Origin of the sequence: Pseudomonas azotoformans, from assembly GCF_900103345.1 — a bacterium.
In the GTDB taxonomy this organism is placed as follows: Bacteria; Pseudomonadota; Gammaproteobacteria; order Pseudomonadales; family Pseudomonadaceae; genus Aquipseudomonas; species Aquipseudomonas azotoformans.
The window spans coordinates 5053746-5066383 of record NZ_LT629702.1; the positions used below are offsets into that span (position 1 = coordinate 5053746).

General features: G+C 61.1%; 9 protein-coding genes. 8 read left to right on the forward strand and 1 reads right to left on the reverse strand.

All coding sequences use genetic code 11. The features are described 5' to 3' along the window. Nucleotides 1-279: 279 nt before the first annotated feature. The 3 genes from BLR69_RS23015 (at nucleotide 280) to BLR69_RS23025 (ending at nucleotide 2712) form a co-directional block, all read left to right on the forward strand. A complete protein-coding gene (locus BLR69_RS23015) occupies nucleotides 280-1581 on the forward strand; it encodes an OprD family porin (protein WP_071497015.1) in 1302 nt (433 codons plus the stop codon). 205 nt (nucleotides 1582-1786) lie between these two features. Then, nucleotides 1787-1990: a tautomerase family protein gene (locus tag BLR69_RS23020; RefSeq protein ID WP_016979078.1), complete on the forward strand. Its 204-nt coding sequence runs from the start codon at nucleotides 1787-1789 to the stop codon at nucleotides 1988-1990. A gap of 20 nt (nucleotides 1991-2010) precedes the next feature. Then, nucleotides 2011-2712, forward strand: coding sequence for an SDR family NAD(P)-dependent oxidoreductase (locus BLR69_RS23025; protein ID WP_071497016.1), 702 nt, complete (start codon nucleotides 2011-2013; stop codon nucleotides 2710-2712). Between the two features lie 15 nt (nucleotides 2713-2727). Here BLR69_RS23025 and BLR69_RS23030 read toward each other — a convergent pair whose 3' ends face one another. Further along, entirely contained in the window at nucleotides 2728-3612 is an 885-nt protein-coding gene (locus tag BLR69_RS23030) for an AraC family transcriptional regulator (RefSeq protein WP_232000934.1), read from the reverse strand. A gap of 126 nt (nucleotides 3613-3738) precedes the next feature. Here BLR69_RS23030 and BLR69_RS23035 point away from each other — a divergent pair, with 126 nt between their 5' ends. From BLR69_RS23035 to BLR69_RS23055, 5 genes are all read left to right on the forward strand, one after another. Further along, the gene (locus BLR69_RS23035; protein ID WP_071497018.1) at nucleotides 3739-4233 is read left to right on the forward strand and encodes a hypothetical protein; all 495 of its coding nucleotides are present in this window, start codon (nucleotides 3739-3741) and stop codon (nucleotides 4231-4233) included. A 470-nt stretch (nucleotides 4234-4703) separates the two neighbouring features. After that, on the forward strand, nucleotides 4704-5636 hold the full coding sequence (locus tag BLR69_RS23040; RefSeq protein ID WP_071497019.1) for an SDR family NAD(P)-dependent oxidoreductase: 933 nt from the start codon (nucleotides 4704-4706) through the stop codon (nucleotides 5634-5636). Between the two features lie 62 nt (nucleotides 5637-5698). Next, nucleotides 5699-8512, forward strand: coding sequence for a bifunctional glycoside hydrolase 114/ polysaccharide deacetylase family protein (locus tag BLR69_RS23045; RefSeq protein ID WP_071497020.1), 2814 nt, complete (start codon nucleotides 5699-5701; stop codon nucleotides 8510-8512). Then, the gene (locus BLR69_RS23050; RefSeq protein WP_071497021.1) at nucleotides 8490-12089 is read left to right on the forward strand and encodes a tetratricopeptide repeat protein; all 3600 of its coding nucleotides are present in this window, start codon (nucleotides 8490-8492) and stop codon (nucleotides 12087-12089) included. The genes BLR69_RS23045 and BLR69_RS23050 overlap by 23 nt, the downstream gene beginning before the upstream one ends. Before the next feature lie 26 nt (nucleotides 12090-12115). After that, nucleotides 12116-12634, forward strand: a complete 519-nt coding sequence (locus tag BLR69_RS23055; RefSeq protein ID WP_071497022.1) for a penicillin-binding protein activator LpoB — start codon at nucleotides 12116-12118, stop codon at nucleotides 12632-12634. The last annotated feature ends 4 nt before the right edge of the window (nucleotides 12635-12638 follow it).

Consider the following 12638-nt stretch of genomic DNA (forward strand, 5'->3'; position numbering starts at 1 on the left):
TGCGGTTTTTTGTCGCTTTCGATGTGGCTGTAAGCCCTGGCTTAGAATTATTTCGCCTAAATACAGACGATTCGCGAAATTGACACATAGTTCCGGGCGCGACTAGGATTGCGCCCAACGCCTGTGGCTAACCGCCATGACTCATCCAATAAAAAAGGCCCGCGGCATGTTCAGTCGTCCGCGGGCCTTCTTTTTTCCGGATTCAGTCGACACCAGAAAAAGCATTACGGAGCCTGGTGTCACAGCGCGTACTCAACCAGGAATAAGGAATACAAGAAAATGTTGAAGCAACGGATGAGTCTGATCGCTCTGGGGATTTTGAGCGCATCGACAGCAATGGCAAACGACCAGGACCAGTCCAAGGGTTTTATCGAAGACAGCCACCTGAACATCGCCGCACGTAACGCCTACATCAGCCGCGACTACAAAAACGGCAAGCAAGACAAAGCCGAATGGGGCCAAGGCTTCATCGGCAAGCTGGAGTCCGGTTTCACCCAGGGCACCGTCGGTGTGGGTGTGGACGTGATCGGCCAATACGCTATCCGCCTGGACGGTGGTAAAGGTCGCGCTGGCGCGGGCGGTATCGACTTCTTCAAACCGGGTAATGGCACTGCCAACAACCCTGGCTCGGCACCACACGACCTGGCCAAGGGCGGCGCTGCCGTGAAGTTCCGCGTTTCCAACACCGTGCTCAAGTACGGTGATCAGTTCCCGGCCGTGCCTGTGCTGCAGTACGACAACTCCCGTCTGTTGTCGGAAACCTACACCGGTACCTCGATCGTTTCCAAAGAGATCGCCGGTCTGCAACTGGACGCGGGTCACTTCACCAAAGAAGCGCGCAAGAGCACGGAAGGCACCGACAGCGGTCGCCTGAAAAGCATCGACTACATCGGTGGTAGCTACAAATTCACCGAAAGCCTGTCGGCCGCGCTGTACGCCTCTGACATGCAGGACGTGCTGAAGAAGCAATACGTCAACGTCAACTACGTACTGGCCCTGCCAGAGAAGCAGTCGCTGACTTTTGACTTCAACGGCTACAAAACCAAGCTGGACAAGAGCTTCGCCCTGGAAAACCAAGGCAGTGAAGACGCGCGCGACAACAAGATCTGGAGCCTGGGCGCGACCTGGGCCGTTGGCCCGCACAGCTTCACCGTTGCTCACCAGCGCAGCACCGGCGACACCGGCTACCTGTACGGCGGCTACCGCAACGCTGGCGGCATCGGCGACGGTGGCAACACCATCCTGCTGGCCAACTCCTACTGGTCCGACTTCAACGGCAAGGACGAGCGTTCGTGGCAAGTTGGCTATGGCATCGACTTCGCCACCTTCGGCGTGCCGGGCCTGACCTACAACGTTGCCTACGTGCGAGGTACCAACATTGACGACGGTACCAACCGCGGCAATGGCACCGAGCGTGAAATCTGGAACCAGTTCAAGTACGTGGTACAGAGCGGCCCGGCCAAAGACCTGAGCCTGCGTGCGCGCGCGTCGTGGTTGCGCGTTTCCAGCAACGCCAGCAACTACAACGTAGGCGGTAACGAAATCCGTCTGTTCGCCGACTACCCGATCAACGTTTTCTGATTGATCCGGCGTCGCGCCTGATGTTCAGGCGATAAAAAACCCCGACTGGTTCGGGGTTTTTTTATGCCCGTCTGTGCAGGGTAGACTTGTTACATCGAATCACTAATGAAGTACCCGTCCCCACCTTTATCCACTCCCGGCGCAAGCCTAAATTGGCCCCACTGCCTGCCCATCACCCCGATGGTCGGCCACTGGAGTCTTCGCCATGCCCTTTGTCAGCCTGCGCATCACCCGTGACGGCGTTACCCCTGAGCAAAAGGCCCAGGTCATCGCCGAATTCACTGAAACCCTCGAACGCGTCCTGCACAAACGCCCGGACCTGACCCATATCGTCATCGAAGAAGTCGACACCGATAACTGGGGCTACGCCGGCATCACCACCACCGAATACCGCAAATCCCAAGCCTGAATCCCTACCGGAGCATCCTCATGAAAAAAGTCGTCATCATCACCGGCGCGTCCCAAGGTATCGGCGCCGCCGTGGTCCAGGCCTACCGTGCCCTCGATTACCGCGTGGTCGCCACCTCGCGCTCGATCCAGCCGTCCACCGACCCCGACATCCTCACCGTCGCCGGCGACATCGCCGACCCGGCCACGGCCCAGCGCATCATCCACGACACCCTGGCCACCTTCGGGCGCATCGACAGCCTGATCAACAATGCCGGCATCTTCGTCGCCAAACCCTTCACCGCCTACACCCAGGAGGACTACGCCAATGTGCTCGCGGTGAACCTCAATGGCTTCTTCTATATCACCCAACTCGCCATTGCCGAGATGGAAAAGAACCGCGCCGGCCACGTCGTGAACGTCACCACCAGCCTGGTTGACCACGCGATTGACGGCGTGCCATCGGTACTCGCCAACCTCACCAAAGGCGGCTTGAATTCAGCGACCAAATCGTTGGCGATTGAATACGCCAAGCGCGGCATTCGGGTGAACGCAGTGAGCCCGGGGATCATCAAGACGCCGATGCACGGCGAAGAAACCCACGCGGCGTTGGGGCAATTGCACCCGGTCGGGCACATGGGGGAAGTGAGTGACATCGCCCAGGCAATCGTCTACCTGGAAAGCGCCGGCTTTGTGACCGGCGAGATTCTGCATGTCGACGGCGGGCAAAGCGCCGGGCATTGAGACACACGTCCCGGCCTAACCCGGCCGGGCGTTATCATCCCGTGGCGAGCGGCCGAAAAAGGCTTTGTATGCCCGGCTGAACGCGGCTTCGGACTCATAGCCAATCGCAAAACCCACTTCTCCGATGCGACCGTCCTGTTTGGCCAGCATGGTTTTTGCCAGGGTCAGCCGCCATTCATTCTGATACCGAAGCGGCGAGCGGCCGACCAGGGCGCTGAACCTCTCGCAGAAATTCGACCGCGACATGCCCGCCACCTCAGCCAGGTTGTCGATGCGCCATTGCTTGCCCGGTGTTTCGTGAATGGCTTTCAGCACACGCGCGATACGCGCGTCCGACAACCCACCCAACCATCCGGAAGCGGCGCCCTGGTGCACCCAGGTGCGCAGGATGCGAATCACCACCAGGTCGATCAGGCGCGAAATCATCAACGCCCCGCCCGGCTGCGTATCGTGGGCTTCGAGCAACATGAAATGCAGAATGCCTTCCGCCCACGCGGCAGCGTCGGCTTGCTGGATATGGATCAGCCGAGGCAGGGCGAACAGCATGGCCTGGAAGCTGCTCGCGTCGAACCAGAAGCGGCAGATGACCACGGTTGCCGGCCCATTCAGGGCGGTCAGCGTGATGCCCGTGGGGTCGTGGGGCAGCAGGATCACATCGCCTTGCTCCAGCGTCAGGGGGGGCTGATGGGCGGCATTCAGATGTAACCGACCGTGCTGGAGTACGCAGATGTGCGCGCTTTTTTCATCCAGCGTGAGGGGCTGTGCCTCCGTCAGCGTGCAGGAATAAACCCGATCACCTGTCAGGCGGATCTGCGCCAGTACCTGGGACAGCAGGTCGCCCTTGGCCAGCCCTTCCAGCTGCATTTGTGGATGAATGATCAAATTTTCCAAGGGATTCATCATGTCGGTCCGACCCCGTCTTCACTAAGCTGACCGCCGAGATCATAGCGTGCCGACCGCGTCGGGATGAGCCTTTCCCGCGCTGACGGCTTTTTGCACATCATCCAACCACATGGGAACACCACAATGTTCGGAATCTCCGCCCTTGGCTGGCTGCACACCCTCGGCAGCTTGCCGGCCATTCCACTGGCCGCCTACATGTTTATCCGGCATGGCCGCATCGTGCCGCGCTCAGTGCCGGGCGTGTTGTATTTCGTGTCGATGTTGATCGGCGGCCTCACCGTGTTCCTAGTCGCGCATCAGCCCGTCAGCAACGCCATCGGCATCATTACGATTACGCTGCTGCTGGCAGGTTATGGGGTAGGGCGCGTGGCCTGGCTGGGGCGAGCCCGGGTGTATGTGGAGACGATCTTGCTGAGCCTGACGGCTTTTTTCCTGATGGTGCCCACCGTGTCCGAGACGTTGCGTCGCGTTCCCGATGGCCACCCCTTCGTCACTGACCTGCAATCCCCGGTGCTGCTGGGCGCGCAGGCGGGCATTGCGTTGGCGCTGGTGATCGGCGTGACGGTGCAAATGGTGTACCTGCGCAGGCAATCGCGCCTCAGCACTGCCCAACGCTGAAAAACCGGGCAGAAACTGCCAGCTTTCATCGCCCAACACCGTGTAGCCGCCCATGAAGTCGGAGACAGCAATCGTCACGCAAGTCGTTTCGACCACACAGCCTGGGACACCAATATGGGTGCAGTAGACGTGATGCCTGGAAGGGTGACAAGCAGGCTGCGCCCTATTACCAGCGTCAAATAAGTGGCTAATTTTGTCACTGGTTGCCGTTTAGCGGCAAATTAGACAATTCGTTGACAGTCTCTTTTGGATCCACCATGATCGCCACGAATTTGATGGCTCTAAGCCATTAAAATGACATTAGCAACGCGCATTCGTCCCATGCTGTGGTTCTTCAAGATTCAGGGATAAGGCGGCTTGGACTCGGATGGCCAGGCGACGTTGGTCAGGGTAGCCCTAAAACACTGTCACCTTTAATTAGCAGGCTCGTTTGTCGCTGCCTGCGCTCGAGTCTTTAGGAAGTAAACTTCATGGCTGTAGGACGAATTCTGGTTACCGGTGGTGCAGGTTTTATTGGTTCACATCTGGTCGATGCGTTGCTGGGCAAAGGCTACAAGATTCGCGTATTGGACAATTTGTCGACCGGTAAGGTGGCTAACCTGCCCGTTGGTAACCCTGATCTGGAACTGCTGGTTGGCGATGTCGCCGACAGCGCCGTGGTCGAGCAGGCCATGCGTGATTGCAGCGCAGTCGTGCATCTGGCGGCGGTTGCATCGGTGCAGGCCTCGGTAGACGATCCTGTCGCCACTCACCAGGCTAATTTCGTCGGCACACTCAACGTGTGCCAAAGCATGCTCAAGGCCGGTGTGGCGCGTGTGGTATTTGCCTCCAGCGCGGCTACCTATGGCAACAACGGCGAAGGCACGGCCATCGCCGAAGACACGCCCAAGTCCCCACTGACGCCTTATGCCAGCGACAAGTTGGCCAGTGAGTACTACCTGGACTTCTACCGTCGCGAGCACGGCCTGGAGCCGGTGATCTTCCGCTTTTTCAATATCTTCGGCCCACGCCAGGACCCGTCTTCGCCTTACTCCGGTGTGATCAGCATCTTCACCGAGCGCGCGTTGGCGGGTAAGCCGATTACCGTCTTTGGTGACGGCGAGCAAACCCGCGACTTCGTCTACGTGCAGGACCTGGTGAGCATCCTCGTCCAGGCAGTCGAGACCCGCGAACCGGCACCTGAAGCCATCAACGTAGGGCTCAGCCGTTCGACCAGCCTCAACGACCTGATCGCTGAACTGGGCAATGCCACCGGCACCGCGTTGAACGTGACGTACCAAGCTTCACGTCAAGGCGACATCCGTCATTCGCGCGCTGATAACGCCCGTCTGCTGGAGCGCTTTGCACTCCCGCAACCGACCTCCATTGGCCAGGGTTTGGCGCAGCTGTTGCGCAGCTTGTAGCTCGCCGGTCACTTCGCCCGACGTCTACGCAGTATTGGCTCAGTCATCTTCAAGAGTGAATTATGGAAATCGTTTTCCGCAGGACGCGTATCCGCGCGATCGCTGAGCGGCTGTTGGCTGCTCTTGCCTTATTCGTCGGCGGGCCGAGCGTGCACGCTGCCACCATGGCCCCACCGAACAGCGTGGCGTTCTGGTACGCCGAGCAACCACCGCTGCCGGAACTGGCGCAGTTCGACTGGGCCGTGGTCGAACCGGGGCACATGACGCCTGGCGATGTGAAAACCTTGCGGGCATTGGGCAGCCAGCCGTTTGCCTACCTGTCCATCGGTGAGTTTGATGGCAATAAGGCCGAGGTCGAGAAAGCCGGGTTGAGCAAAGCGGTTTCCCCTGTGCGTAATGACGCCTGGAACAGCCAGGTGATGGATCTCACATCGACGGTCTGGCGCGAGCATCTGTTCGGACGTGCCAAGGCCCTGGAAGCGCAAGGCTATGCGGGCCTGTTCCTCGACACCCTCGACAGTTTCCAACTGATGCCCGAGGCTTCGCGCGAAAGCCAGCGCGTCGGCCTGGCCAGCTTGCTGCGTGAGCTGCACAAGCGTCAGCCGAACCTCAAGCTGTTCTTCAACCGTGGTTTCGAAGTGTTGCCTGAGCTGGACGGCGTTGCCGCCGCCGTGGCGGTCGAGTCGATCCATGCCGGTTGGGATGCTTCCGCAAAACGCTATCGCCCGGTGTCCGAGTCCGATCGCCAGTGGCTCGAAACCCACCTGCAACCGCTGCGCGCCAAGGGTGTGCCGCTGGTGGCCATCGACTACTTGCCACCCGAGCGTCGTGAGGAGGCGCGCACGCTCGCCAAGCGTCTGCGCGATGAGGGGTTCATTCCCTACATCAGTACCCCGGACCTCAACACCCTGGGCATCAGCAGCATCGAGGTCCAGCCGCGCCGTATCGCTATGATCTACGACCCGCGTGAAGGCGCGCTGGAAGATGCCGCTGGCCATAGCAACCTGGGCGGGCTGCTGGAGTACCTCGGTTACCGAGTCGATTACCTGCCCGCCGACAGTGACCTGCCGCTCTACGGTTTCAGTGGTTTGTACGCGGGTGTGGTCACCTGGATGACCAGCGGCCCGCCGCAGGATGCACCGGCGTTCAATCGCTTTATCAACGCCCGTCTCGACGAGCAGGTGCCAGTGGTGTTCTTCAGTGGTCTGCCGGTTGAAGACAAGTTGTTGCTCAAGCGCCTGGGCCTCAAGCGGGATGCGCCGCCCGCCACTCAAGTGTTGACCATCACCCACCAGGACAAGGCCCTGCTGGGCGCCTTCGAGGCACCGGTGGTGCCGCGCTCCCGTGACCTGGCAGCGGTCTCCGTATTGCCCAACGGCCCCACCCCGGCGTTGTCCTTGAGCGGTGCCAATGGCGCCGTTTTCAACCCGGTAGTGGTCGGTAAATGGGGAGGACTGGCGCTGGCGCCTTACCTGCTCGAAATCAACAACGAGCGTAGCCGCTGGATTCTCGATCCGTTCGCGTTCCTTCAGGCCAGCCTGCGTCTACCGGCGCAACCTCGGCCGGACACCACCACCGAGAATGGCCGGCGCATTGCGACCGTGCACATCGATGGCGACGGGTTTCCCTCCCGCGCCGAAGTGCGCGGCACGCCCTATGCGGGGCGTCATACGCTGGACGACTACATCAAGCCCAACCCGTTCCTGACGTCGGTGTCGATCATCGAAGGCGAGATCTCGCCGCGCGGCGCGTTCCCGTTCCTGGCCCGCGAGCTGGAGCCGATTGCCCGCGAGATCTTCGCCAACCCTAAAGTCGAAGTGGCCACGCACACCTACAGCCACCCGTTTTTCATGCAGCCGGAGAAAGCCAAGAAGCGCGAGAATTTCAACGCGGAATACGGCTTGAACATGAAAATCGTCGGCTACGACAAAATCGATTTTCGTCGGGAGATTTTTGGCTCGCGCGATTACATCAACCAGAACCTGACGACGCCACAGAAGCCGGTGAAGATGGTGTTCTGGCCAGGCGATGCGCTGCCATCTGCCAGCACCATCAAGCTGGCCTATGACGCCGGCTTGAAGAACGTCAACGGCGCCGAAACCATCATGACCAAGGCCAACCCGTCCCTGACCGGGTTGAACCCGTTGCTGCGGCCGACGCCTGGGGGTTTGCAGTACTACGCGCCGATCATCAATGAAAACCTCTACACCAACCTGTGGAAAGGCCCGTACTACGGCTTCCGTGAGTTGATCGAGACGTTCGAACTCACCGACAGCCCACGCCGCCTGCGTGGGCTGCACCTCTACTACCACTTCTATTCCAGCACCAAGCAAGCCTCGATCAAGGCCATGCACGAGATCTACGGCTACATGCGCGAGCAACAGCCGATGTCGTTGTGGATGAGCGACTACGTCGACCGTCTGCATGGTTTGTACCAGGCGAGCCTGGCCCGTACTGCGGACGGCGCCTGGCAGATTCGCGGGATGGACGCGCTGCGTACCGTGCGCCTGGATGCACAAATGGGCTGGCCGGACTTGCTCAAATCCCAAGGTGTCGCGGGTGTACGTGACTTGCCGCAAGGGCGCTATGTGGCCCTGAGCAGCGACAAGGCGTTGCTCGCATTGCGTACGGACAGAGACCCTCGCCCTGCGCTGGAGGAGGCCAACGTGCCGTTGCTCGATTGGCGTTACCTGGACGATCGTCGCGTGAGCTTTTCCTTCGCCGGTCAGTTCGACCTGACCTTCACCGTGCGCTCGGCAACCGCCTGCCGCGTGGAAGTCGATGGGCAACGATTCGCGGGCAAGGCTTCGGCCGGCCTTTGGACTTTTCAACTTCCTATGAAGCAGGTGAGTAATGGTCAACTCCTCTGCAACTAAAAGCAGCCGCCTGCTCAACCCATGGGCACTGGCGGTGGTCGCGGTCGCCGTGGGCGGCCTGCTGTGGGCAACCTTCCAGCGTGAAGAAGTGTTCCAGCCCGACGGGCGCGAACCCGACGCCGTGTCGGCCAACTATGCCGAGCTGTTGCTGACGGCGCACCCGGATGACGACCACCTGCGTTTGCAATTGGTCGACTTGCTGATTCGCCTCGGTGACTACACCAAAGCGCGCCAACACGTGGACGCCTGGCCCAAGCCGCAGCCGGAGATCCAGGCCTACTATCGCCTGGAACTGGACGCGCTGATCGCCGCCAGTGGCAACGACCTGATTGCGCAGCATGCGTTGGTCGAGCGCTTGCAAAGCTTCGATCATCGCAAGCTGCCGGTGGCCCAGCTGCAAAGCCTGGCGAAGCTGGCGCTGACCCTGCAGGCGCCGGCGTTTGCCGCCAGTGTGTTCGAAGAGATCGCAGGGCGTGATCCGGCGCAACGCACCGAGGCGCTCAAATCCGCCGCGCAGTGGTACTTGGCGGGTGAGCAGCCTGCGCGCGCGGCAGACATCTATCTGCAACTCAAGCGTGACGCCCAGCAGCCGGGCGAACGGCGGGAGTACGCGCAACTTGCGTTCAACAGCCTGCTCTCGGCCGGGCGTGACGAGCAGGCCGCGCAAGTGCTGGTTGACGAGTTGCCCCAGCTGACCAACCCGCAAACCGACGTGGCGTGGCTGGAGCAGGGCGTGGATATCGCCGTTGCGACCAAGCAGTTCGACCTGGCCCAGCGCGTGCTCCAGCAGTGGCATGACCTGGAGCCTGACAACCGCAAGATCCTGGTCAAAGAATTCGATGTGCGCCTGTCCATCAATGATCTGGCGGGTGCGTGGGAAACCGGTCAGGAGCTGGTCATCGATTACCCGGATGACACCGAGTTGCTGGAGCAAATGGCCAAGCTCGGTGAGTGGCGCGGTGATAACGAAGCCGCGCTGGATTACTGGATTCGCTTGCTCAAACTCAAGGAAGACCCGAAAACCCGCGAGCACGCCTGGCGCCTTGCCAGTCTGCAATTCGACTTCGCCCGCTCGATCCCGTTGCTCGCCGACATCATGCAGCAGCGTGCGCTCACGGACATCGAGCTGGATGCGCTGATCTACGGTCATGAATCCCGTGGCACACCGGCGGAAGCAGAGTCCTGGCTGCGCACCTACCTGCGCAAGTACCCGGCCCATCGCCTGGCGTGGACACGCTTGCTGCAGAACCTGGAAAACACCGGGCAGTTCGCGGCCAAAGGCAAGCTCTACAAGGACTATGCAAAACGCTACAAGCTGACTACCGCCGAACGGGTCGATTGGGCCAGCACGGAAATGAAGCTGTTTGATGAGCCGGCGGCCTGGGAAGTGGTCAAGTCGGACGACTCATCCATCGATGATCCGGAATACTGGCGCACCCGTGCGGCACTCGCCTGGGACCTGGAGCGCGACGAAGACTTGCGCGTCTCCCTGGAAAAACTGCTGTCCCTCAACGGCAAGCTGACCAGTGGCGACGAGAGCCAGTTGATCACCCTGTATCGCACCAGCGACCCGCAGCGCGCCTTGAAGTTGATGGTCGACAGCTGGCACCGCGCCCAGGATCCGCAACGGTTGGTCGAGGCGCTGCAACTGGCCCAGGAGCTGCAGGAGTGGGATCAGGTCGTTACCCTGTTGGAAGACGCCAAGAAATACCCGGAGGCCTACGAGCAAGCCCAGGTCCTGGCGGTACGTGGTGCCTTGGCGGTGGAGCAGGGCGATACCACCGAGGCCGAGCGTCTCTATCTGCTGGGCTTGTCGCGCTACCCGGATGACAACCTGTTCCGCGAGCGTTTGACCTGGCTGTATGTCGACCAGGCCGACACGGCAAAACTCAAGCCCCTGCTGGCCAAATGGCGTGCCTATGCACGGGCAGACCGCCTGCTCTGGCTGCCGTTCGCCAGTGCCAGCCAGCTGTTGGGGCGCGATGCCGAGGCGTTGGTCTGGTATCGCATGTACCTCAAGCTCAGCCCGAACGACTGGCTGGTGCAGGCTGCGTATGCCGACGCCCTGGACACCTCCGGCTACCAGGACGCCGCCCAGCGCCTGCGCTTGAAGTTGCTGCGCAGCCCCGAGGCCGACAACCTGCAACCGTCGTCCCAGCGCTATGCGATCTGGCTGCGTTTGATGTCGAGCAGCTACTCGCCGCAGAAGGCCCAGCAAGAACTGCTGAAGTGGAAAGACGGTTCGCCGTCGATGAAACAGCTGTGGTTCGAACGCCTGCTGGCCCGCCTGGATGCCACCAACCAGCAAGCGCAGAAAGACGACTGGCTGGCCTGGGCGCGCACCCAAGGGCTCAAGGTCGACCGTTACGAGCAGATCCAGGAAGCCTTGCGCAGCCGTAATAAAGCCCAGGTCGAAACCCTGTTGGCCAGCAGCGACCTGAACCCGGCGCAGCGCGCACAGGCGCTCAGCCGTTTGGGGCGTACCAACGAGGCACTGGAAACCAGCCTGTCGGCACTGGGCGACGACCAGCCGGATTCGGTGAACGAGCAACTGCGTCGCCAGGCGGTGGAGATCCACGAAGCCACCCCGCAAGGTGCGTTGCTGTCGTATCAGAAACAGGATTTCGGTGGCTTGTCGTTTGACGCGCCGCGCCTGGAAATCGCCCACAACCTAGGTGACAACTGGTACGCCGATGTCGAGATGGAACACGGCAACTATAAAGGCGACGACGTCATTTCTTCGCGCATCGGCGACGAGAGCAACGCGGCCCTGACCTTGGTGCGCTCGGTAGAAAACGGCAGCTGGAAGCTGTTTGCCGACACCAGCCAGCGCAAAGACGATGACCGTAACGGCCTGGGCCTGTCGCGCATGTGGCAGTTGGGCAACAGCCACCAGATCGAGACCGGGCTGGACTGGCATCGCAAGAGTGACGACAGCGGTCTGATGCGGGCTTTCGGCCAGCAGGACCGCGCCTGGGTCGGCGGCCGTCATGGCCTGACCGCGCGGGACCAGTTGAGCTGGGAAGTGGCACAGCGCTCGTTCTCGACCCGTGCCGGCGACTCGTTGGGCAGTGGTCATGCGCTGAAGCTGGAGCTTAACCACACGCTGGAATTTGCCGGGCCTAACTGGACGGTGCGCAGTGGTGTGGATTACCAGAAGAACAACGTGAAGGATCGCAACCTGGATTACCTCTCCAGCGATTTCAAAGGCCCGATTCGAGTGCCTGATGTCGCGCCGCCTGAGCCGGGTGACCCGATCGAGTTGCAGACCATCCCGTCGGGCGACCTCCTGCAAAGCCGCTACGGCCAACTCTATGTCGGCACGTCCTGGCGTCGCGGCATCCCCGGTGCGCTGGTGCGCAGCAAGCCGCAATACACCTGGCTGGTGGACATGACGGCGGGCTGGCAGTGGACCGACCAAACCTTCAACTACGGCGTCAATACGGGCATTGGTTTCGAAGTGCTGGGTGACGACGAACTGGCCCTCACCTTCGGCTACCAATCTGCGCCACAAGGCGGGGATGGCAAGTCCGGCGGCACGCTGGGCATGAGCTACGGCGTGCGTTTCGGGCGCTGATTACAGAATCTACGGGAGAAAAACCTATGCAAGCAATTCGTAACCTGAGCCTGGCCCTGACAGTGCTGTTCGTCGCCGGCTGCTCCAGCTTCACCAGTGAAAACAGCCCTAACCTGCCGCGCAACGCGCAGTGGGGGATCGTGCCGATGATCAACTATTCGCAGACCCCGCAAGCCGGTGAGCGCAGCGAGCAGATCCTGCTCAGCGTACTCAGCAGCCATGGCCTGCAACCGCGTGTGTACCCGACCAGCACCCAGGGCGAACAGGCGCTGATGGACGACAACGAGCGCCTGAACGGTGCCCTGGAATGGGCACGTGAGCAAAAGCTCGATTACGTCGTCGCCGGCAGCGTCGAAGAGTGGCAGTACAAGAACGGCCTGGATGGCGAGCCGGCGGTGGGCATCAGCCTGCGCGTGCTCGACGCCAACAGTGGTCGTGTGCTCTGGAGCAAAAGCGGCGCGCGCGCCGGTTGGTCCCGTGAAAGCCTGGCGGGCAATGCTCAGACGGTAATCGACAAACTGGTTGGCGCCCTTCGATTCGAGTGAACGC